Origin of the sequence: Pseudomonas sp. TCU-HL1 (assembly GCF_001708505.1) — a bacterium.
GTDB lineage: Bacteria > Pseudomonadota > Gammaproteobacteria > Pseudomonadales > Pseudomonadaceae > Metapseudomonas.
Genome location: NZ_CP015992.1, coordinates 4,675,997 through 4,697,047 on the forward strand (window position 1 = coordinate 4,675,997; position 21,051 = coordinate 4,697,047).

Below are 21,051 nucleotides of genomic sequence, written 5' to 3' on the forward strand. Positions count from 1 at the left end.
CATGCTCTACATCCAGCGCGACGAAGTAGGGAATCTGGTTCGCGTCGAAGCGGCCGGGTTCGACGAAATGACGGGGACGCTGCCCGCCGACGACCAGGAGATCCAGGCCTGGTACGCCAACCTGGCGATGCAAAGCAGCCTGCTGCAACTGAAGCAGAGTGACCTGGACATGATCCGGGTGCTTGACGACCTGATCACGGCGCTGATGGCCAAAGGCGTCATCCGCATCACCGACCTGCCACCGGCCGCGCAATCCAAGCTGCTCAGCCGGAACCAGGCACGGGAAGCGCTGGGTGGTATCTCGCGGCTGATCGTCGAAGAAGAGGAAGAAGCGGGATCGGGGCTGATCTGAGCCCATTAATCCCCTGCCCCGGATTTCATCCGGCTACGCACCCCGCAGGGTGGGCTTCAGTCCACCAGCAACGGCCGCTTGAGCAAAGCTCGCTCCTACAATGTACGCTCTAGCGCCAGGGCGCCGGCGCACCAAACAGTTGGCCCTGTACGCCCTGAATGCCCATTCCCCGCAGCACGTCCAGCTCCCCTTCCGTCTCCACACGCTCGGCGATCAGTGGCAGGTCGATGCTGTGGGCTGCGCGCTGCATGGCCTCGATGAACAGGCGCTTGTCGGCCTCCAAATCGATGGCACGGATGTAGCTGCCGTCGACCTTGAGGTAAGCCAGGCCCAGGCGAGCCAGGTTGCCGATCATGCTGAAGCGGCCGCCGAAGTGTTGCAGGCTGAGGCCGAACCCCAGCTCCCGCAGACGCCGGGTGAGCTGTTCCAGTACGGCCTGTTCCGGCAACTGATCCTCTTCCAGCTCCAGCACCAGACGTGAAGCAAACTGCGAATGTTTGCGCAGCAGCTCGAAGGCCTTTTCCAGTTGCTGCGGTTCCCGCAGCAGGGCGCCGGACAGATTGAGTGCCAGGGTCTCGCCGTGGCCGGCCATCTGTTCCAGCACCCGCTCGAGCATGAGCAGGTCGAGGCGCGCCATCCAACCGAACCGCTGCAGCCACGGCAGGAAACGCCCCGCCGGAATGTGCTCGCCACGCTCGTCACACAGGCGCGACAGCACCTTGTAATGCAGGACCCGGTGCCGATCCCGGCACTCCACCACCGGCTGGAAATAGAGCTGGACTTGCCGCTGCGCCAGGGCCTTGCCGAGCAGTTGGTGCCAGGCATGGCGCTCATCGCCCACGCTCGGCGCCTCGCCCTGGGTCAAGGTGGCCCAGCTCCGTTCGGTCTGGCTTTCCGCCTTGGCCAGTGCCTCGTCGGCCAGGCGCAGCAGACAGGCAAGTTCGTCCCTTGGGCTGAACGGCACGAGACCCATGTGCGCCACCGGCAAGGCATCGGCCGCACCGGTACTTACCAGGTTGGCCAGGCCGCTATCGAGGCGCTGCGCCAGCTGTTCAGCCTCTTCGGCTACCAGCCCCGGCACCAGCAAGGCGAAATCGCCACCCCGGCTGCGCGCTACCAGTTGGCCAGCGCCCTGCCCCGCTGCCACCTGCGACAACAGCTCGGCCACCGCCAGCAGCAACTGGTCGGTACGCTGGCCGCCCAGACGCTGGTTGAGGCTGGCCAGATCATGCACCCGTAGCAGCAGCAGGTAGCCCGCGCTGGCCTGGTCTTCGGCGCCCAAGCGCGCCTGCAACTGCATCTCGAAATACCGACGGTTGGCCAGGCCCGTCAGGCTGTCCCGATAAGCCTCGTCTCGCAGGCGCTCGCTGCGCTCGGCCTGTTCCTGGAACAGCGCCTTGAGCTTCTCCACCATCTGGTTCATCGCCTGGACCACGCGACGCAGTTCCGGCGTACGTGGCAATTCCGGCAGGCTGAGAAATTCGCGACGGGCTATGGCGTGGGACTGCTCGACCATGTAGTCCAGCGGCTTCAGCTGACGACGCAACAGGACGGCGCCGAGTCCGGCGCTGGCCAGGCCGCAGGCCAGCAGCCAGCCAAGGCTGCCCAGCGCGCTTTGCCAGAGCCGGGCAAGAGCGAACAGCGGATGGCTCTGTACCTCCACCCGAGCGGCCTGCTGCCAGCCACGGCTGACGATGGCGTCGCCACCGGCCGAGCGCAGGTCAATCAAATCAACGAACCACTGCGGAACCTGGGCGCCCACTGCATCGGGCACGCCGGTGCGCTCCACCAGCACCTTGCCGCTCTCCAGCTCGACGACACGGATGTGCTCGAAATACCCGCTGTCGAAGATGGAGCTGACCATCAACTCGACCATCGCCGGGTCATCGATGTGCGGGGTCAGCGATAACCCCAGCGCGGTCGCCGCATCCTGGGCGTGGGAGCGCAGCTGGTTGACGTACTGCTCCCGCGAGCTCTCCAGGCCAACCACGAAGCTACCGCTGAAGGCGACCACCAGGAACAGGCAGATGGCGATCAATAACTGTTTGAACAGAGACATCTCGACTCCTATCGGGCCGGTTCCACCGGGAACCCTTCGGCCTTCATCTTCTTGAGCAATTCCTGCCAGCGCGACAGGCGCTTGGCGTCCCCAACCTGCTTGCCCCGACCGCTGCCGGCCAGCCACAGCCCCTCGGCGTTGAAGGCGTAGACCGGCAGCAAGTCGATACGCTGGTTGGCGGGGAGGATGGCGCCGACCAGGTTGTCCAGCACCAGCGGCATCGCGTCGGGCGAGGCGTAGTAGGTCAGCACCATATGCGCCTGGTTCAGGCGCAGCGCCTTGACGTAGGTAATGCGCAGCTTCTCGCTGGGCACGCCGAGCTGCCGCAGGCTGAAGTACTTGGCGATGGCGAAGTCTTCACAGTCGCCGGCACCGATACGCAGGGCCTGTACCGGGGTGGCCCAGTAGTCCGTCTGGTCCCAGAGGCTGATGTCGTCGGTGAAACGCAGCTTGGCGTTGAAGAAGCGGTTCACCTCTTCCAGCTGCTTCTGCTCATTGACACCGGCAAGGCGCCCGAGCATGGCCTGCCAGTCGTCGATGCGTTGCTTGCCGGGTCCGAGGGGGCCGTAGAGGTTCTCAGCGCGCCGGCTGATCAGAGTGAAGTCCCAGTCAGCCTGCAACACTCCCGTGAGCAGTGCCGGCAACAACGCCGCCACCAGGGCCGGCATCCGCCTTCCCCTGGGCGTATACCAGGTCTGCACGCTACGTCGGAGCATCCACCATCCCGTCTCGGAGGCCGCCGGGCCCCGTGGAACAAGCCGCGAATGGTGCGGGCTGGACCCGAAAAAAACAATGGCATTCTGCCGCTACGCAGCAGACGACAGCGCGTAGGGTGCACCGTGTGCACCAATGATTGCCCAGGGCCGCGCGGCGTCACATCGGAGCGCCGGTGCGCGCAGCGCACCCTACCTGTAGAACGTCGGTGCACGTCCCTCAGCGCAAGCCGCGCAAGTGGAGGAAGCCGAACAGCAGCACCTGCAGGCGCTCGACCCAGGGGAACGGCCGCGCCTTGAGCCTGCGATTGAACAGAACGGTCTCGCCCACATGGGCCAGCAGGATCGCGCCGGCCGCCAGCAGCAAGGGCTGGTGCAGCGGCTCACCGAACGGATAGATGAGGTTGAACAGCGCCACCAGCCAGAACATGGCCAGGGCGCCCTTGAGGAAGGATGGCAAGTGCATGATGTCTCCCGAGTTCGCGGATCAGGTGGCCAGTGTGCCGCCGGTTTGCCTTGCGGCTCTCCGCACTTTCGGTTGGAGCCTCAACGCACGGTCAGGGCAATGGCCGCCTCCTCGAAATCGAAGCAACCGAGGAAGGTCTTGATGTCCAGCAGGTTGCCGTCCGTCTTCACATCGCCCAGAACCGCCCCCTTGAGCAGGCTGTTCTGGCCACTGATGACGGTATCGAGATAGGTCTTGTCGAAAGTCAGCTTGAGCGTGGTGCCTTCAGGAATGCCCTTGTGCAACTCAGCTACGCCGCGGCGCACTTCCAGTGCCCACTCTTCATTGATGTCGGGAAACACGAAGCCCAGGGTCAGGTTCACGTCGGCGCTCTTTTCCGGGTCGATGCGGGTCACCCAGTTCTGCAGGAAGATGCGCGCCGGCAGGTTCTTCAGCATGTCGTCGGAGAGGAAGGCGTTGCGCATGCCCTGGGACAGATGCAGCGCGGCGTCGCCATCCAGCTTGCCTTCCAGCTCCATGGCGCTCATCAGGTACCAGTTGCGCCAGTTGATGTTCATGCTGGCGTAACCCAGGCGACGGAAGCTGCGCGCCTTGATCTCGCGGGCCAACTGGTCGTCGTGGTCGATGCGGATGGCGTAGCTCGACAGTTCGGCGGCCCATTGATAGTCACCCTTGAGGTAGGCCTCGCCAGCCGCCAGCAGCACCTTCTCGCGGCCACCCATCATGTCCACCAGGCGCTTGGCCTTCTCCATCGGCGGGGTCGGGTCGAGGTCCACCGGGTCGCCCTGGAACCAGCCCAGGTAGCCCTGGTAGATCTGCCGCACACTGTGCTTCACAGTGCCGTAATACTCACGCAGGTAGGGGGTGTAGCCGGCGAGGTAGGACGGGAGCTTGACCTTCTCCACGAGTTCGTCCGGCGTCAGTCCCTTGTTCATCCAGCGCACGGTCTGGTCATGGACATAGGCGATGGCATCGCGAGTCATCCGCAGCACTTCCTCCACCTTGTCCTTGCCGGACACCGGCTGGCCGTGCAGCGGCACCATGTAATCGGCCTGGAAGGCGCGCAGCTTGTCGAGGCTGTTCACCCACACCACCGGGTCGCGGAACTTGGTGCCACGCAGGGTGTGGATGTTCGGCAGGGTCGGCCCCTGGGTCACTTCGGCGCTGATCAGCACCCGGTTCTGCGGCAGGAACAGCACGATTTCGTCCGGCGCTTCGCTGGGTACGTGGAGGAACTGCACCGGCAGGCCGGCGATGGTGGTGTCGAGCTTGTCCTTGAAGGTGATGGTGGGCGTGATGAAGGTGGACTTGCCCTCATGGGCCAGCGGGCCGAGGCCGGCGTTCATGTCCTTCTTGTCGGTATCCGGCAGCGCCGCACCGAAGCTGTAACCCGAGCGCATGCCGAGAATGGGGCCGACCAGCGCACCCTGGGTGATCACGTTCTCCAGCAGGGTTTCCTGGGCATAGATCTGCACCTCGCCGCTCTTCACCTGCTCTTCGCTGACGAAGCCTTTCACGCCGTTGATGTGGTCCGGGTGGAAGTGGGTGTAGACAATGGCCCTTATCGGCTTGTCGCTGATCTTGCGGAACTCCGCCAACACCTTGCGCGACTGCTCGGCCGACTCACCGGTGTCGACGATGATCAGCCCTTCGGGTGCCTCGATCATCACGCTGTTGGCGAGGTTCCAGCCCACCGCCGAATAGACGTTGTCGGCAATCCTGTAGACCTTTTCGCTGAAGTGCTTGGTGTGCTCGGCCAGCTCAGCGTTGATGCTGGGCTGGATGGTCTCTTTCGGCAATGCGGCGTCGGCGCCCAGTGGCAGTGCAGCGACCAGCAGCAGGCCGCTGAAACGGGTGGTGATGCGCATGGTTTGCTCGTGGATTGTTGTTGTAGGTCGCGACAGGCTGGCAGGCACCTGCTAATAATTCCAATGCATTCTTTTTGCAATTTCGATGCAGCCAACGCATGAATGACCTTCGCCAGCTCCGCCATTTCGTCGCCCTCGCTGAATACGGCCACTTCGCCCGCGCAGCGGAAGCGGTCAACCTCAGCCAGCCGGCACTAAGCCGCAGCATCCAGGCCCTGGAGGCCAGCCTCGGCTGCAGCTTGCTGGACCGTGCGCCGCGCCAGATCAGCCTCACCGCCCACGGCCGGCTAGTGCTGGAACACGCCAGGCGCCTGCTGGACGGCAGTCGTGCGCTGCACAGCGCAGTGACCCAACTGGACAACCTCGACAGCGGCGAGCTGCGCCTGGGGGCCGGCCCCTACCCCGCAGCCCGCCTGGTACCCCATGCCCTCGGACGCTTCGCCAGCCAGCACCCGGGTGTACGTGTGCAGCTCTGCCTGGAGAACTGGCACACGCTGCGCCAGCGGCTGCTGGACGACGCAATCGAGCTGTTCGTTGCCGACGTTCGCGAATTCGATGGCGATCCCATGCTGGACATCGTTCCCTTGCGTCGGCACACCGGCACCCTGTTCTGCCGTCCCGGGCATCCGCTACTGGAACAGGATCAGGTTCGCTTGGGTGACCTGGCTCGTTTTGCGCTGGCGGGAACCCAACTGCCAGTGGAGGTGGCAAGAGCCATCGGTGAGCTCGCCGGCAACGAAAAGCCGCTGGGCATCGAATGCGACAACTTCATGGTGTTGAAGGCAGTGGTCGCCGAGAGCGACGTGGTCAGCATGGCGCCTTGGGATGTGGTGGCCGAGGATGTGCTCACCGGGAGGCTGGCTGTGCTGGAGCCATTGTCGAACGTGCAGACCTCATCGGCCTATGGTGTGGTCAGCCATGCCGCGCGCAGCCTGTCTCCGGCTGCGCGGGCGATGCGGGAGCTGTTGCTGGAAGAGGACAGTCGATTTCCTGCTGACTAGCGCCGGTTCTCCATCGACCAGTTGCTGCGGTTGTTGTTGTACCGATTATTGTCGTGCGGCCGGGCCTCGTACCCCGGCTGCACCCGGTACTGCTGGCGGTACTCGGACTGGCGATAGCCCGGCTGGCGGTGATCGCGAGGACGCTGGACGGGGTGTGCATCATTCCGGCCCCAGGTCTGCAGGCGCGGCGTGTAGTCGTGGCGGCGTTCCTGGAAGTTGTCCTGGCGCGGCGGGTAATAGCGCCGGTCCTGGCGGTAGTTACGGTCGTTATCGTAGTAGCGCTTGTCGTAGTAGCGCTTGTCGTAGTGGTGCTTGTCGTAGTGGTGCTTGTTGGACCTGTAGTAGTCCTTGCGTCCGTCATAGTCACGACGGTCGTAATAGCGGCGATCGTAGTAACGGTCGTCGTAGCGATGTTCGACTATGCGATAGGTCGTCCTTGGCGGGTCGTCGTAATAGCGGTGCACACGGTAGTCGTCGCCGTCGTAATAGCGGCGGCCATAGTAATCGTTGTCGTAGTCATAGACGGCGCAGCCGCCCAGGGTCAGGCTCAATACGGCAAGGAAGAATGCTCGGTAGGACATGGCGGCCTCCTTCGACCGCGAGGGGCGACGCAGACAGATGTCGGCGCCTGGGATTGCTCCCACTGCGTTGGACAACGGGGCCTACAGAACAGCGCTCGCTGCCTGTCGGAAAAATCCATTTCCAGGTGTTGCGACGCACCAAGTTGATGCTGAACGCCCCATGAACGGGCGCCGCATCCTCTCCAGACGCAACCGTCTTATCGCCAGAAGCCCGAGCCAGAGGCCTTGTGCAATCTTGGCACGCCCTTCGCTTTGGCTTCGGTGTGCAGGAGCTACCCGGACGACCGGGTTCGCGGCACCACAATTTGCAAATGGCTGGCTAGGGTTCCGGTCCGCGAAAGCGGATGACTGGTCCGAGAGCTGGCGACCTCCAGCGAGGTTACACGGCGGGACAAAAGCCCGGGAGAACGCGCCCCTTGATTGGGAAGTGCCGCGCCGCTCCGCCCGCCCTGAAACGAACTGGAGGTCATCCATGCACAAGCCCCGTCTGTTCGCCCTCGCCGTTGCCGGCCTCGCCGCCGCACTCAGCTTCAACACCTCCGCCGCCCAGAAGGACAGTTTCAACGTCTGCTGGACTATCTATGCCGGCTGGATGCCCTGGGAGTACGGCGCCACCAAGGGCATCGTCGACAAGTGGGCGAAGAAGTACGGGATCGAGATCAAGGTCACCCAGCTCAACGACTACGTCGAGTCCATCAACCAGTACACCGCTGGTGGATTCGACGGCTGCACCATGACCAACATGGACGCCCTGACCATTCCCGCTGCCGGCGGCGTCGACAGCACCGCACTGATCGTTGGCGACTTCTCCAATGGCAACGACGGCGTGGTGGTCAAGGGCGAAGGCAAGACCCTGGCCGACCTCAAGGACATGCCTGTCAACCTGGTGGAGCTGTCCGTCTCCCACTACCTGCTGGCCCGCGCCCTGGAACGTGCCGACCTTTCCGAGAAAGACGTGCAGGTAGTGAACACCTCCGACGCCGACATCGCAGCGGCCTTCAACACCGCAGATGTCCAGGCCGTGACCACCTGGAACCCCATGCTCGCCGAGATCAAGGGCCAGCCCGGCACCAGCCTGGTGTTCGATTCCAGCAAGGTGCCCGGCGAGATCATGGACATGATGGTGGTCAACACCGAGACCCTGAAGGACAACCCCGCCCTGGGCAAGGCGCTGACCGGCGCCTGGTTCGAGATCGTCGCGCTGATGAACGCCGGCAACGCCGAAAGCACAGCAGCCCTGGAACACATGGCCAAGGCCTCCGGCACCGACCTGGCCGGCTACCAGGCGCAACTGGCCGCCACCCGCCTGTTCCACACCCCGGCCGATGCCCTGTCCTTCGTCACCAGCCCGAAACTGCCGGCGACCATGGACAAGGTGGCCAGCTTCAGCTTCCACCATGGCCTGCTGGGCGAAGGTGCCAAGGACGCCAACGCCGTGGGCATGAGCTTCGCCAAGGGCGTGGTCACCGGTGACAAGGGCAACGTCAAGCTGCGCTTCGACCCGACCTACGTGCAGCTGGCCGCAGACGGAAAGCTCTGAACCGATCCGTAGGTTGGCGCCGAGGAACGAGGCGCAACACCACCGCACTTCCAGGCCATTCGTTGGGCCTCGCTGCGCTCGGACCAACCTACATGCCCTCACAACCGAGAACCTGCCATGCGCCTGATCAACCGCCAACCGGACCGCGCCGGACGCCTGATCCTGGTCCTGCTGCCGTTCGCCCTGCTGCTGTTCGCCTACTTCACCGGCTCGGCGGCCCGGCTCACGGAGAACCCCAACGACAAGCTGCTGCCCAGCGCGGCGCAGATGAGTGAGGCCGTCGAGCGCCTGGCCTTCACCGAGGACAAGCGCAGCGGCGAGTACCTGTTCTGGCAGGACACCGCATCGAGTCTGAAACGCCTGGCGCTGGGCCTGTCCATCGCCGCGCTGCTGGGCCTGACACTGGGCATCGCCGCCGGCACCCTGCCGCTGTTCGGCGCGCCGCTGTCGCCCCTGCTGACGGTGCTGTCGATGATTCCACCATTGGCGATCCTGCCGATCCTGTTCATCGTCTTCGGCCTGGGCGAGCTGTCCAAGGTGATGCTGATCGTCATCGGCGTCGCCCCCTGCATCGCCCGCGACCTGGAGCAGCGCGCACGGGAAATCCCCCGTGAACTGCTGATCAAGGCGCAGACGCTCGGCGCCAATACCTGGACGCTGATCCTGCGGGTGGTGCTGCCGCAACTGCTGCCGCGCCTGCTGATTTCCCTGCGCCTGGTGCTGGGCTCGGCCTGGTTGTTCCTGATCGCCGCCGAAGCCATCGCCTCCACCGATGGCCTGGGCTACCGCATCTTCCTGGTCCGCCGCTACCTGGCCATGGACGTGATCCTCCCCTACGTGGCGTGGATCACCCTGCTCGCCTGGCTGATGGACCTGGGCCTGCGCCAGCTCACCCGGCTGGCCTTCCCCTGGTACGAAGGAGCCAAGGCATGAGCCTCATCAGCGTCCGCAATGTCTGGCAGGAATATGGCGACCAGGTGGTGCTGGAGAACCTCGACCTGTCGGTGAATGAAGGCGAGTTCTGCACCCTGGTCGGCGCTTCCGGCTGCGGCAAATCCACCTTCCTGCGCATGCTGCTGGGCCAGGAATCGCCCAGCCGCGGCAGCATCCTGCTGGACGGCAAACCGCTGGCGGCCGAGCCCGACGCCAGCCGCGGCGTGGTGTTCCAGCGCTATTCGGTGTTCCCGCACCTGAGCGTGCTGGATAACGTCGCCCTTGGCCTGGAACTGCCCCGCTCGCCCCTCTTCGGCCGATTGTTCGGTGGCGCGAAACGCGCCGCCCGTGAGGAAGCTGCGGCCATTCTCGCCAAGGTCGGCCTGGGCCATGCACTGGACAAGTACCCCAGCCAGCTTTCCGGCGGCATGCAACAACGCCTGGCCATCACCCAGGCGCTGATCATGAAACCCCGCATGTTGCTGCTGGACGAGCCCTTCGGCGCCCTCGATCCGGGCATCCGCAAGGACATGCACGAACTGCTGCTCGGCCTCTGGCGCGAAACCCGGCTCACCGTGTTCATGGTCACCCACGACCTCTCCGAAGGCTTCAGCCTGGGCACCCGCCTGCTGGTCTTTGACAAGGTGCGCCAGGACCCGCATGCACCCAACGCCTTCGGTGCGCGCATCACCTACGACATTCCCCTGAACAGCGACCGCCGTGCTGCCCGCGCGGCCGTCGAGGCCCTGCCGGAGCGAGTCACCTCCGCCCTGCATCCTGCCATCGCCCACTGACAAGGAGCCGGCCCATGACCGCATCCCTGACCCTGAGCCCGACCCTCTACGAAGAAACCGTCCCCGGCGGCGGCCACACCTCCTTCGTGCTCAAGCGCGGCCAACAGCTGCGCATCACCGACCTCGAAGGTGGCGCCAACGTCAGCCTGCTGCTGCTCAACGCTCAAGAGAAGAGCGAGCGCCTCAATCTGCCGGACAGCCTGAAGTGCCAGCACACCGCCAAGCTCACCGCCGGCCACTGCCTCTACTCCGACATGGGCCGGGTACTGGCCGCCATCACCGCCGACACCTGCGGCTGGCACGACAGCTTCGGCGGCGTGCTCAACGCGGAGGAAGTGAGGGAAAAGTACGGTGCCGGGCGCTACCAGGAACTGCGCAACGGTTTCTTCCGCAACGGTGTGGACAACCTGCTGGTGGAGATGGGCAAGTGGGACCTGGGGCTTTCCGACCTGCTGATGTGCCTGAACCTCTTCAGCAAGGTCACCGTGGACAGTGACGGCTGCTTCCACTTCCAGCCGGGCAACTCCAAGGCCAGCGACTACATCGAGCTCTACGCGCCCATGGACACGCTGGTGGTGCTCACCGCCCTGCAGCACCCCATGGACCCCAACCCCGCCTATGCGCCCAAGCCCGTGACCCTGGCCTGGCAGCAGGTACAGAGCGACGGCATCACCCTGCTCTGCCGCACCTCGCGCCCGGAGAACGGTCGCGGCTTCCACAACACCGAACGCCTGTATATCTGAGGGCCACCCGGATGAACCTGACCCACAGCGAAAAACACTCCGAAGCCGCGGTGTACCGCGCCGTGATTGCCGCCGGCGAACCTTTCATGACTGAAGTGAAGGCCGGCCAGACCGTTCGCCTGCTGGACCTGGAAGGCAACCAGGCGGTGGACACCCTGTTCTACAGCGCCCGCAACCCACGCGAGCGCTACGACGTGCAGCGCACCCTGCGCCGGCAGAACCGCGTCTACCTCAGCGCCGGCAGTGTGCTCTATTCCAACCTCGGCAACCCGATGCTGACCCTCACCGCCGACACCTGCGGCCGCCACGACACCCTCGGCGGCGCCTGCGCCCAGGAGAGCAACACCGTGCGCTACGCGCTGGACAAGCGCTACATGCACAGCTGCCGCGACAACTTCCTGCGCGCCTGCCTGCACGATGGGCGCCTCACCAAGCGCGACATCAGCGCCAACATCAACTTCTTCATGAACGTGCCGGTCACCCCGGAAGGCGGCCTGACCTTCGAAGACGGCATCTCCGCCGCCGGCAAGTACGTCGAGCTCAAGGCGCACATGGACATCATCGTGCTGATCTCCAACTGCCCGCAGCTGAACAACCCCTGCAACGCCTACAACCCAACGCCCGCTGAGGTGCTGGTATGGGACTGAAGCAGCTGCGCGCCTGGCTTTTCCTGTTGTGCCAGAGCCGCTCGGGGCAGTGCCTGCATAAGCACTCCGTAGGATGGGTAGAGCCTGCGAAACCCATCGCTCCGGACTGATGGGTTTCGCTCCGCTCTACCCATCCTACGCACACCGGATTCCAGCCACGGACGACCGTGGTGCAGACGAATAAGGCGGGACGACCCGCCATCCCTTTCGAGGGTTCTGCAATGTTCGACAAACTCCTGATCGCCAACCGCGGCGCCATCGCCTGCCGCATCCTGCGTACCCTGCGCCAGCTCGACGTGCGCGGCGTGGCCGTTTACTCCGAAGCCGACGCTGCCAGCCTGCACATCCAGCAGGCGGACCAGGCGATCAGCCTGGGCGACGGCCCGGCCGCCAGCACCTATCTGGTGGTGGACAAGATCCTCGCAGCCGCTCGTGACAGCGGCGCCCAGGCCATTCACCCCGGCTATGGCTTCCTCTCCGAAAACGCCGCCTTCGCCGAAGCCTGCGAAGCCGCCGGCATCGCCTTCGTCGGTCCGACGCCGGAGCAGCTGCGGGTGTTCGGCCTGAAGCACACCGCGCGCGCCCTGGCCAAGGCCAACGGCGTGCCCATGCTGGAAGGCACCGAACTGCTGGAGAGCCTGGAGTCTGCCCTGGCTGCCGGCGAGCAGGTCGGTTACCCGGTGATGCTGAAGAGCACCGCTGGCGGTGGCGGCATCGGCATGCGTGTCTGCCGTTCGGCCACGGAGCTGAGCGAAGCCTTCGAGGCCGTGAAGCGCCTCGGGCAGAACAACTTCAGCGACTCCGGCGTGTTCATCGAGAAATACATCCAGCGCGCCCGCCACCTGGAGGTGCAGGTGTTCGGCGATGGCCGTAGCGAGGTGATCGCCCTCGGCGTGCGTGACTGCTCGGTGCAGCGGCGCAATCAGAAAGTGCTGGAAGAAACCCCGGCACCCAACCTGCCCGCCGGCATGGCCGATGAGCTATGCGCCGCCGCCATCAAGCTGGCCAGCGCGGTCAGTTACCGCAGTGCCGGTACGGTGGAGTTCGTCTACGACAGCGAGGCCGAGCGCTTCTATTTCCTCGAAGTGAACACCCGCCTGCAGGTGGAGCACGGCGTCACCGAACAGGTCTGGGGCGTGGACCTGGTGCGCTGGATGATCGAACTGGCCGCCGGCACCCTGCCACCCCTGGCGGAACTGGCTGAAGGCCTCTCCCCCAACGGCCATGCCATCCAGGCACGGCTCTATGCAGAAGACCCGGGCCGCGACTTCCAGCCCTGCCCCGGCCTGCTCACTGCGGTCGCCTTTCCCGAGACCGATGGCAAGCACCTACGCATCGACACCTGGGTGGAGGCTGGTTGCGAAGTACCGCCCTACTTCGACCCGATGATCGCCAAGCTGATCACCTGGGCGACTAGCCGCGAGGGGGCCAGCGCGGCGCTGGACCAGGCCCTGGCCGACACCACGCTCTACGGCGTGGAATCCAACCGCAGCTACCTGCGGCAGATCCTGGCTGATGAACCGTTTGCCAGCGGCTCGCCCTGGACCCGCTGCCTGGAAGGCCTCGCCTACCGCACGAACACCTTCGAAGTGCTCGGCGCCGGCACCCAGACCACGGTGCAGGATTACCCCGGCCGGCTCGGCTACTGGGCGGTGGGCGTACCGCCGTCCGGCCCCATGGACAGCCGCGCGCTGCGCCTGGGCAATCGCCTGCTGGGCAATGCCGAAGGTGAAGCCGGACTGGAAATCACCATGAGCGGCCCGACCCTGCGCTTCAACACCGATGCCGTGGTGGCAGTCACCGGCGCGCCGATTCCGCTGACCCTCGACGGCCAGTCGCAACCGATGGACACCGCCCTGCTGGTGTCGGCGGGCGCCACCCTTGCCCTCGGGACAATCGCCGGGGCCGGTGCGCGCAGCTACCTCTGCGTGCGCGGCGGCTTGCAAGTGCCGGACTATCTCGGCAGCAAGAGCACCTTCACCCTCGGCCAGTTCGGCGGCCACGGCGGCCGCGCCCTGCGCGCCGGCGACGTGCTGCACCTTGCTCCACTGACCGACCGCAGCGCCGGCCAGGTGCTGGAGCCTGCGCAGCGCACCGTCCTGCCGGACGTGCGTACCCTGCGGGTGATCTACGGCCCCCACGGTGCCCCGGAATACTTCACCCCCGCTTACATCGACACCTTCTTCGCCACCGACTGGGAAGTGCATTTCAACTCCAGCCGCACCGGCGTCCGCCTGATCGGACCAAAGCCCGAATGGGTACGCGAAAGTGGCGGCGAAGCCGGCCTGCACCCCTCCAACATCCACGACAACCCCTACGCCATCGGCGCCGTGGATTTCACCGGCGACATGCCGGTGATCCTCGGCCCGGACGGCCCCAGCCTCGGCGGTTTCGTCTGTCCGGTGACCCTCATCGAAGCGGACCTCTGGCAACTGGGGCAGTTGAAGGCGGGGGACAAGGTGCGCTTTGTAGCGGTGAGCATTGGGGAGGCTCGCCATCTTGCGCGCGCGCTCGACGCATGCACGTACAGCTCCCTCTCCCGCTTGCGGGAGAGGGCGGGGGGAGAGGGACAGCCCGAGCACGGAGTCCTGCCCTCTCCCCTAGCCCCTCTCCCTGAAGGGAGAGGGGAACCGGCCGTGCTCGACCTGGGCGAAGCCGACAAACGCCTGGTCGCCCGCCTTTCCGGCGATACCCACCTGCTGCTGGAGATCGGCGCACCGGAACTGGACCTGGTGCTGCGCTTCCGCGCCCATGCGCTGATGCAGGCACTGGAGGCCAAAGCCGTGGATGGCGTGATCGACCTGACGCCTGGAATCCGTTCCCTGCAGGTCCACTACCAGCCGGAAACCCTGCCGCTGGCGACGCTGCTGGACACCGTCGCCGGACTCTGGGATGACGTCTGCGCCGCCGGCGACCTGAAGGTGCCTTCGCGCATCGTGCATCTGCCCCTGTCCTGGGACGACCCGGCCTGCCAACTGGCCATCGAGAAATACATGACCACGGTGCGCAAGGACGCGCCCTGGTGCCCGAGCAACCTGGAGTTCATCCGCCGCATCAACGACCTGCCGGACCTGGACGACGTGCAGCGCACGGTATTCGACGCCAGCTACCTGGTGATGGGGCTGGGCGATGTCTACCTCGGCGCCCCTGTGGCCACACCGCTGGACCCGCGCCATCGCCTGGTGACCACCAAGTACAACCCGGCGCGCACCTGGACCGCCGAAAACTCGGTGGGCATCGGCGGTGCGTACATGTGCGTCTACGGCATGGAGGGCCCCGGCGGCTACCAGTTCGTCGGCCGCACCCTGCAGATGTGGAACCGCTACCGCGAGGTGGAGGCCTTCGGCGGAAAGCCCTGGCTGCTGCGCTTCTTCGACCAGATCCGCTTCTACCCGGTGACGGCCTCCGAGCTCACGCGCATTCGCCGCGACTTCCCGCTTGGCCACTACCCACTGCACATTGAAGAGAGCGAGCTGTGCCTGGCCGACTACCAGGCCTTCCTCGCCCGCGAGGCCGAGGGTATCGCCGCCTTCCGCAGCCAGCAGCAGTCTGCCTTCAATGCTGAAAGGGAACGCTGGATCGCTTCCGGGCAGGCCCATTTCGACAGCGAGGAGGTCGCCGCCGACCTGGGTGAAGACGCCCCGCTGGGCGCTGGCCAGCACGCGGTGGAAAGCCATATCGCTGGCAACCTCTGGCAGGTGCAGGTGGAGGAAGGCGCCAGCGTGAAGGCCGGGGACACGTTAGTGATCCTTGAATCCATGAAGATGGAAATCCCCCTCACCGCGCCTCGCGATGGTGTGGTGCGCGAGGTGCGGGTGCAGCCGGGCTCTCCGGTGCGCGCCGGGCAGCGGGTGGTGGTGATGGAGGAGGCCTGATCTCGAATGGATGATTGAAGGACAACCTTGTAGGAGCGAATTAAGCAGCGCTCATTGCCGGTCCCCATCCGCAGCCCTACAGTTCAAGCGGCACCGCACGCAAAAGGACCCGCAATGCCGCCGCTCAGCCACGACCAGGCGCAACACCGCGCCGACGATATCCAGGCCTTCTACCGGGAAGTGGAGCGCCTGCACGAAGAGCAGGCCCTGCTGCTCTCCCCCGAACAGATCGACCAGCTGGGCAAACATCACCGCCAATTGCTGGCGGATTATCGCAACGCCTTCGACATCGATCCGGATGCCCAGGCCCGACGCCTGTCCCTCGGCATGCGCATCGCATCCCTGCTGGGCGCCCTGGCACTGGCCGCCAGCCTGCTGTTCTTCTTCTATCAGTTCTGGGGGCTGTTTCCGGATACTGCCCAGGTCGGCATCCTGGCCGGTTTTTCCCTGGGCAGCCTGCTGCTGACCCTACTGCTGCGCCAACGCGCCCCCGCCGGTTACTTCACCAAGCTGGCGGCGGTACTGGCCTTTGCCTGCTTCGTGCTGAACGTGGTCATGCTCGGGCAGATCTTCAATATCGCGCCTAGTAACAAGGCCCTGCTGCCCTGGGCCGCCTATGCCCTGCTGCTGGCCTATGCCTGCGACGTGCGCGTGCTGCTGGGCGCTGGCCTGGCCTGCATCATGGCGCTGGTGGCAACTCAGCTGACCCGCTGGAGCGGCCTCTATTGGCTGGATTGCACCGAGCGGCCAGAACACCTGCTACCCGCCGGGTTGATGATTTTCCTGGTACCGCAGTTCCTCTCCCAGACAAGCTTCAGCGGCTTTGCCGCGATCTACCGGGTGATGGGCCTGCTCGGGATGTTCGTGCCGATCCTGGTGCTGGCCAACTGGGCGAACGGCAGCTATCTGCCCTGGTCGCGCGATCTGGTCGAGGGCCTCTACCAGCTCCTGGGATTCACCGGCGCGGCTCTGGCCATCTGGCTGGGCAACCGCTGTGACTGGCCGGAGGTGGTGCACACCAGCCTGCTGTTCTTCGTGCTCTTCCTTTACATCAAGCTGTTCGACTGGTGGTGGGAGGTGATGCCGAAGTACCTGTTCTTCCTCGTCCTCGGCCTGGTCGCCGTACTCATCCTGCTGGTACTCGGTCGCCTGCGCCGAACCCAGGCCAAAATGGGAGGCCAGCGCTCATGAAAACCCGTACCGCACTGCTCGCCGGCCTGGCGCTGATCACCCTGACCAACGCCATTGCCCTCGGCGGCGCCTGGTTCAACCGCAATGGCGAACCGGACAGCCAACTGCTGCTTTCCGAGCGAGAACTGCGCCGCAGCTACGACTGGGCGGAGCACGAGAACAGCGGCCTGGCCCTGCGCCTGGACTGGCGACGCCCCAGCGATCCGACCGGCACTGATCGTTACCAGAGCCTGATGCTGGACGAAGCCAGCTTGCTGCGCCTGGGCTTCACTGCGGAGGACCGCGAGGCGTCGCGTGTGAACGACCGCAACCGCGAAGTGCTGGTGGTGCTGGAGTTGGATGGTCCGGCACGCAAGGCCGAACTGGCACGCGCACGGCAGCAGTTGGAGGAAGCCCGCAGCGAGTTGCGCACCGCGCCGAAAGACAAGCGCCGGCAGGACGCCGAACGCGCCGCCCGCGACTATGTTGAACAGGAGGAGAAACGCGACAGCCGCCTGTTCGCCGTGGATGTGGGACTGGACCGTGAGGCCCTGCGCAGCCGCTATCCCGATCGCACCCAGTACGCCATCGCGCCGGGCACCGTCAGTGCCTGGGTTCGCGACGGGCGCCTGACCGGCCAGATCGGCCAGCTGCGCATTGCCCAGATCAACGTCCCCTATGCCCTGCGCGAAACACTGGGTGCGGAGCTGGCGCGCGACCACCGCAGCGATGGGCCACCGAGCTTTCGAGTGAAGCTGAGTTTTGGCCAGCGCCTGGAACCCTGGATCGATTCAGCCCCGGAGTTTCCGCATGGCGGCCGTCAGGGTAAGGCTGGAAACGCCGATAGCCTGACGTCAAGTACCCGTCCGTGACGCCCGCACCACCCGCACGCTAGCATTGCGCCACTACCCCGAGGCCAGGTTGTCAGATGCCGCTAAAAGAACACGCCAAGCAAAGCCACCGCCTGCTGGTCATCGCCCTGGTACTGCTGCTTGGCTGCGGTTTCCTGGCCACGTCCCTGGTCAGCTACCAGGCGTCGCTCAAGTCCATTCGCAGCAGCATCATCAACACCGAATTGCCGCTGACTTCGGACAACGTCTACTCGGAAATCCAGAAGGACCTGGTCCGGCCCATCCTGATTTCCTCGATGATGAGCCGCGACACCTTCGTGCGTGACTGGGTGATGCACGGCGAAAAGGACATCGAGCCGATGACCCGCTACCTGCGCGAGATCCAGGAGCACTACGGCGCCTTCACCAGCTTCTTCATCTCCGATCGCACACTCACCTACTACCAGACCAAGGGCGTGCTCAAGAAGGTGGACCCGAAGGAGCCGCGGGACATCTGGTACTTCCGCGTGCGCGACATGAAGGAGCCCTACGAGATCAATGTCGACGTCGACATGGCCAACCAGGACCAGTTGACCATCTTCATCAACTACAAGGTGTTCGACTACGACGGCAAGTTCCTCGGCGCCACCGGCGTCGGCCTGACGGTGGATGCGGTGATCAAGCTGATAGACGAATACCAGCGCCGCTACAACCGCAGCGTGTATTTCGTCGACACCACCGGGCGCATCGTCCTGACCGGGGCCGACGGCGGCCCGCTGGGCGCGCGGGTCGGCCAATCCCTGGGCGATGTGCCGGGCCTGGAGGATCTGAAGGCCAAGCTGGTCCGTCCGCAGACCGGCAAGTTCGAATACCAGGAAAAGGGCCGCGACCACTACCTGAACGTACGCTACATCCCGGAGCTGGACTGGTACCTGTTCGTCGACAAGCACGAGGGCGGCCTGCTCGCCGGCCTGCGTAACACGCTCTACCTCAACCTGCTGATCTGCCTGCTCGTCACGGGCGTCGTGCTGGTGCTGGTGATTCGCCTGATGCGCCGCTATCAGCGCAGCATCGCAGCCCTGGCCACGACCGACAGCCTGACCGGCCTGCCCAATCGACGCGGCTTCGAACTGCTCGCCGGCCAGGCGCTGCAAGAGGCCAGGCGCGACCGCAAGCCACTGGCGGCGCTGATGCTGGACCTCGACCACTTCAAGCTGCTCAACGACACTTACGGCCACCAGGCTGGCGACCAGGTGCTGCAGGGCTTTTCCCAGAACCTGCGGGACGGGCTGCGCCAGTCGGACATCGTCTGCCGCTGGGGCGGAGAGGAGTTCATCATCCTGCTCAAGGACACTGGCAACGCCACCGCCCAGCAGTTGGCGGAGAAAATCCGTAGCGACGTGGCGTCCCGGCGCTATCCCTTCAGGGGTGTGAACCTGCAGGTGACCGCCAGCGTCGGCCTGGCCGAGATGCACCCTGACGACTCGCTCGACAGCCTGATCGGCCGCGCCGACCGGGGCCTGTACCGCGCCAAGCAGTCCGGCCGCAATTGCGTGTGTGTGGAACCTTCGGGGAACCACGACGCATTGTGATCCTGTGGGAGCGAATTCATTCGCGAATGAGTTCGCTCCCACAATCCCCCATCCCCACCCGCCTCAGGCCAGCAACGCCACCGACTTGATCTGCACCCAGATCGCCTGACCGGAGTACAGCCCCAGCTGGTCACGGGAGAACCGGGTGATACGCGCCAGCATGGGCGAGCCATCCACGTCCAGGCGCACCAGCACATGAGCGGGATTCGCCGCCGCAGACTCTTCCACCACGCGTGCCGGCAACAGGTTGAGGATGCTGCTGTCGCGCTGTTTCTCGAGGCTCAGGCTGACGTCGCGCGCCAGTACCCGGAAACGCAGGGAGCAGTTTTCTGCCACCGGCGAATGAGCCACCCGCACGCTGAGTGAGCTACCGGGCAACGCCAGGGTCAGCAACTGGTATTGGGCATCGAACGCCTGCACCCGGCCTTCGATGACGACACCGGCCTCATCTTCATGGGCGGTGGGCAGGTCCAGGCGCGCCAGCGTCTGTTCCAGCGGGCCGCTGGCCAGCACCTGGCCGTCGTCCAGCAGCACCAGGTGGTCCGCCAGCCGTGCCACTTCATCCGGCGAGTGACTGACGTACAGCACCGGGATGTCCAGCTCGTCGTGCAGCCGCTCCAGGTAGGGCAGGATTTCGCCCTTGCGCTTGAGGTCCAGGGCAGCCAGTGGCTCATCCATCAGCAGCAGGCGCGGACTGGTGAGCAGGGCACGGGCAATGCCCACGCGCTGCCGCTCACCACCGGAAAGGCCGTCCGGCATGCGTTCCAGCAGATGGCCGATGCCCAGCAGTTCGACCGCCTGCCCCAGCTGCACGTGACGCTCCCGTGCCGGAATGCGGCGCAGGCCGAACTCCAGGTTGCGCCGCACCGACAGATGCTCGAACAGGCTCGCCTCCTGAAACACATACCCCAGCGGTCGCTTGTGGGTCGGCAGGAAATGCCCGCGGGTGCTGTCCTGCCAGACCTCGCCATTGACCTCCAGGAAGCCCTCGGCGGCGCGCTCCAGGCCGGCTATGCAGCGCAACAGGCTGGTCTTGCCCGAGCCTGAATGGCCGAACAGCGCGGTGACGCCTCGGCCGGGCAGCTCGAGATCGGCCTCGAGGGCGAAGCCCGGATGGCGCAGGCGGAAACGTGCATGAATCTGTTGCATGGCTCAGGTCCAGCCGGGCTTCAGGCGCCGGCTGGTGTTCAGCGCCAACAGGATGAGGAAGGAGAACAGCAGCATGCCGCCGGCCAGCCAGTGGGCCTGGGCGTACTCCATGGCTTCGACATGGTCGAAGATCTGCACGGAGACCACGCGGGTCTTCTCCGGGATGTTGCCGCCAATCATCAGCACCACACCAAACTCCCCCACCGTGTGGGCGAATCCGAGGATGGATGCGGTGACGAACCCCGGCCTGGCCAGGGGCAGCACGATAGAAAAGAAAGTGGCCCAGGGGCTGGCACGCAAGGTCGCCGCAACCTCCAGCGGCCGCGCACCGATTGCGGTGAAGGCGTTCTGCAAGGGCTGCACCACGAACGGCATGGAATAGATCACCGACCCCACCACCAAACCGGCGAAGGTGAACGGCAAGGTGCCGAGGCCAAGGCTCTGGGTGAACTGGCCGATGAACCCATGGGGCCCCATGCTCACCAGCAAGTAGAAACCGATGACAGTAGGCGGCAGCACCAGCGGCAGGGCGACGATGGCGGCCACCGGCCCCTTCAGGCGCGAGCGGGTACGTGCCAGCCACCAGGCGATGGGGGTACCCACCACCAGCAATAGCAACGTGGTGAGGGTCGCCAGTTCGAGGGTCAGCCAGATGGCGGCCAGGTCGGTGCGGTCGAGAGGGAAACTCATGGGTTGGCCGATTGATCAGTTTTCGCTGTGTTGCGAACTATATAGCGA

The 21,051-nt window shown here is 65.2% G+C and carries 18 protein-coding genes and 1 riboswitch; of the genes, 11 read left to right on the forward strand and 7 right to left on the reverse strand.

Features of this window, described 5'->3' with window-relative positions:
- The first annotated feature begins 1 nt into the window (after position 1).
- Positions 2 to 352: a tryptophan synthase subunit beta gene (locus tag THL1_RS21465; RefSeq protein WP_069085122.1), complete on the forward strand. Its 351-nt coding sequence runs from the start codon at positions 2 to 4 to the stop codon at positions 350 to 352.
- A gap of 109 nt (positions 353 to 461) precedes the next feature.
- Here THL1_RS21465 and lapD read toward each other — a convergent pair whose 3' ends face one another.
- From lapD to THL1_RS21485, 4 genes are all read right to left on the reverse strand, one after another.
- Positions 462 to 2,411: a cyclic di-GMP receptor LapD gene (lapD, locus tag THL1_RS21470; RefSeq protein ID WP_069085123.1), complete on the reverse strand. Its 1,950-nt coding sequence runs from the start codon at positions 2,409 to 2,411 to the stop codon at positions 462 to 464.
- Positions 2,412 to 2,419: 8 nt separating this feature from the next.
- Positions 2,420 to 3,079 (reverse strand): cysteine protease LapG, encoded by a 660-nt coding sequence (gene lapG / locus THL1_RS21475; protein ID WP_069085124.1) that lies wholly within the window; start codon positions 3,077 to 3,079, stop codon positions 2,420 to 2,422.
- Positions 3,080 to 3,344: 265 nt separating this feature from the next.
- Positions 3,345 to 3,593 carry a DUF1145 domain-containing protein gene (locus THL1_RS21480; protein ID WP_145928363.1) on the reverse strand — a complete coding sequence of 83 codons (249 nt, stop codon included), beginning with the start codon at positions 3,591 to 3,593 and terminating at the stop codon, positions 3,345 to 3,347.
- 77 nt (positions 3,594 to 3,670) lie between these two features.
- Positions 3,671 to 5,458 (reverse strand): alkyl/aryl-sulfatase, encoded by a 1,788-nt coding sequence (locus THL1_RS21485; RefSeq protein WP_069085126.1) that lies wholly within the window; start codon positions 5,456 to 5,458, stop codon positions 3,671 to 3,673.
- A gap of 98 nt (positions 5,459 to 5,556) precedes the next feature.
- Between THL1_RS21485 and THL1_RS21490 the strand changes: the two genes are divergently transcribed.
- Entirely contained in the window at positions 5,557 to 6,459 is a 903-nt protein-coding gene (locus THL1_RS21490; RefSeq protein ID WP_069085127.1) for a LysR family transcriptional regulator, read from the forward strand.
- Here the strand turns inward: THL1_RS21490 and THL1_RS21495 are convergent.
- The gene (locus THL1_RS21495) at positions 6,456 to 7,040 is read right to left on the reverse strand and encodes a hypothetical protein (protein ID WP_069085128.1); all 585 of its coding nucleotides are present in this window, start codon (positions 7,038 to 7,040) and stop codon (positions 6,456 to 6,458) included. The two genes, THL1_RS21490 and THL1_RS21495, sit on opposite strands and share 4 nt — an antisense overlap.
- Positions 7,041 to 7,348: 308 nt before the next feature.
- Positions 7,349 to 7,448: riboswitch (guanidine-I (ykkC/yxkD leader) on the forward strand.
- A gap of 64 nt (positions 7,449 to 7,512) precedes the next feature.
- Here THL1_RS21495 and THL1_RS21500 point away from each other — a divergent pair.
- From THL1_RS21500 to THL1_RS21540, 9 genes are all read left to right on the forward strand, one after another.
- Positions 7,513 to 8,580, forward strand: a complete 1,068-nt coding sequence (locus THL1_RS21500) for a putative urea ABC transporter substrate-binding protein (protein ID WP_069085129.1) — start codon at positions 7,513 to 7,515, stop codon at positions 8,578 to 8,580.
- A gap of 117 nt (positions 8,581 to 8,697) precedes the next feature.
- The gene (locus tag THL1_RS21505; RefSeq protein ID WP_069085130.1) at positions 8,698 to 9,513 is read left to right on the forward strand and encodes an ABC transporter permease; all 816 of its coding nucleotides are present in this window, start codon (positions 8,698 to 8,700) and stop codon (positions 9,511 to 9,513) included.
- Complete coding sequence (locus THL1_RS21510) at positions 9,510 to 10,307, forward strand: ABC transporter ATP-binding protein (protein ID WP_069085131.1); 798 nt, start codon at positions 9,510 to 9,512, stop codon at positions 10,305 to 10,307. Before THL1_RS21505 ends, THL1_RS21510 begins: the two co-directional genes overlap by 4 nt.
- Positions 10,308 to 10,321: 14 nt before the next feature.
- Entirely contained in the window at positions 10,322 to 11,050 is a 729-nt protein-coding gene (locus tag THL1_RS21515) for an urea amidolyase associated protein UAAP1 (RefSeq protein ID WP_069085132.1), read from the forward strand.
- An 11-nt stretch (positions 11,051 to 11,061) separates the two neighbouring features.
- Positions 11,062 to 11,697, forward strand: a complete 636-nt coding sequence (locus THL1_RS21520; protein WP_069085133.1) for an urea amidolyase associated protein UAAP2 — start codon at positions 11,062 to 11,064, stop codon at positions 11,695 to 11,697.
- 221 nt (positions 11,698 to 11,918) lie between these two features.
- Positions 11,919 to 15,572 (forward strand): urea carboxylase, encoded by a 3,654-nt coding sequence (uca, locus tag THL1_RS21525; protein ID WP_069085134.1) that lies wholly within the window; start codon positions 11,919 to 11,921, stop codon positions 15,570 to 15,572.
- Positions 15,573 to 15,686: 114 nt separating this feature from the next.
- Positions 15,687 to 16,763 (forward strand): DUF2157 domain-containing protein, encoded by a 1,077-nt coding sequence (locus THL1_RS21530; RefSeq protein ID WP_069085135.1) that lies wholly within the window; start codon positions 15,687 to 15,689, stop codon positions 16,761 to 16,763.
- A complete protein-coding gene (locus THL1_RS21535; protein WP_069085136.1) occupies positions 16,760 to 17,614 on the forward strand; it encodes a DUF4824 family protein in 855 nt (284 codons plus the stop codon). The genes THL1_RS21530 and THL1_RS21535 overlap by 4 nt, the downstream gene beginning before the upstream one ends.
- Positions 17,615 to 17,670: 56 nt before the next feature.
- On the forward strand, positions 17,671 to 19,164 hold the full coding sequence (locus THL1_RS21540; protein WP_069085137.1) for a sensor domain-containing diguanylate cyclase: 1,494 nt from the start codon (positions 17,671 to 17,673) through the stop codon (positions 19,162 to 19,164).
- 63 nt (positions 19,165 to 19,227) lie between these two features.
- On the opposite strand, the gene modC is transcribed toward THL1_RS21540, so the two are convergent.
- Both modC and modB read right to left on the reverse strand, forming a co-directional pair.
- A complete protein-coding gene (gene modC, locus THL1_RS21545) occupies positions 19,228 to 20,313 on the reverse strand; it encodes a molybdenum ABC transporter ATP-binding protein (protein ID WP_069085138.1) in 1,086 nt (361 codons plus the stop codon).
- A gap of 3 nt (positions 20,314 to 20,316) precedes the next feature.
- On the reverse strand, positions 20,317 to 21,003 hold the full coding sequence (gene modB / locus THL1_RS21550) for a molybdate ABC transporter permease subunit (RefSeq protein ID WP_069085139.1): 687 nt from the start codon (positions 21,001 to 21,003) through the stop codon (positions 20,317 to 20,319).
- Between the last annotated feature and the right edge of the window lie 48 nt (positions 21,004 to 21,051).

What these genes read in the sequence shown, in the direction of transcription:
- THL1_RS21465 (WP_069085122.1), top strand. Translation starts at nt 2, where the DNA reads ATGCTCTACATCCAGCGCGACGAAGTAGGGAATCTGGTTCGCGTCGAA.
- lapD (WP_069085123.1), bottom strand. Translation starts at nt 2,411, where the DNA reads ATGTCTCTGTTCAAACAGTTATTGATCGCCATCTGCCTGTTCCTGGTG.
- lapG (WP_069085124.1), bottom strand. Translation starts at nt 3,079, where the DNA reads ATGCCGGCCCTGGTGGCGGCGTTGTTGCCGGCACTGCTCACGGGAGTG.
- THL1_RS21485 (WP_069085126.1), bottom strand. Translation starts at nt 5,458, where the DNA reads ATGCGCATCACCACCCGTTTCAGCGGCCTGCTGCTGGTCGCTGCACTG.
- THL1_RS21490 (WP_069085127.1), top strand. Translation starts at nt 5,557, where the DNA reads ATGAATGACCTTCGCCAGCTCCGCCATTTCGTCGCCCTCGCTGAATAC.
- THL1_RS21495 (WP_069085128.1), bottom strand. Translation starts at nt 7,040, where the DNA reads ATGTCCTACCGAGCATTCTTCCTTGCCGTATTGAGCCTGACCCTGGGC.
- THL1_RS21500 (WP_069085129.1), top strand. Translation starts at nt 7,513, where the DNA reads ATGCACAAGCCCCGTCTGTTCGCCCTCGCCGTTGCCGGCCTCGCCGCC.
- THL1_RS21505 (WP_069085130.1), top strand. Translation starts at nt 8,698, where the DNA reads ATGCGCCTGATCAACCGCCAACCGGACCGCGCCGGACGCCTGATCCTG.
- THL1_RS21510 (WP_069085131.1), top strand. Translation starts at nt 9,510, where the DNA reads ATGAGCCTCATCAGCGTCCGCAATGTCTGGCAGGAATATGGCGACCAG.
- THL1_RS21515 (WP_069085132.1), top strand. Translation starts at nt 10,322, where the DNA reads ATGACCGCATCCCTGACCCTGAGCCCGACCCTCTACGAAGAAACCGTC.
- THL1_RS21520 (WP_069085133.1), top strand. Translation starts at nt 11,062, where the DNA reads ATGAACCTGACCCACAGCGAAAAACACTCCGAAGCCGCGGTGTACCGC.
- uca (WP_069085134.1), top strand. Translation starts at nt 11,919, where the DNA reads ATGTTCGACAAACTCCTGATCGCCAACCGCGGCGCCATCGCCTGCCGC.
- THL1_RS21530 (WP_069085135.1), top strand. Translation starts at nt 15,687, where the DNA reads ATGCCGCCGCTCAGCCACGACCAGGCGCAACACCGCGCCGACGATATC.
- THL1_RS21535 (WP_069085136.1), top strand. Translation starts at nt 16,760, where the DNA reads ATGAAAACCCGTACCGCACTGCTCGCCGGCCTGGCGCTGATCACCCTG.
- THL1_RS21540 (WP_069085137.1), top strand. Translation starts at nt 17,671, where the DNA reads ATGCCGCTAAAAGAACACGCCAAGCAAAGCCACCGCCTGCTGGTCATC.
- modC (WP_069085138.1), bottom strand. Translation starts at nt 20,313, where the DNA reads ATGCAACAGATTCATGCACGTTTCCGCCTGCGCCATCCGGGCTTCGCC.
- modB (WP_069085139.1), bottom strand. Translation starts at nt 21,003, where the DNA reads ATGAGTTTCCCTCTCGACCGCACCGACCTGGCCGCCATCTGGCTGACC.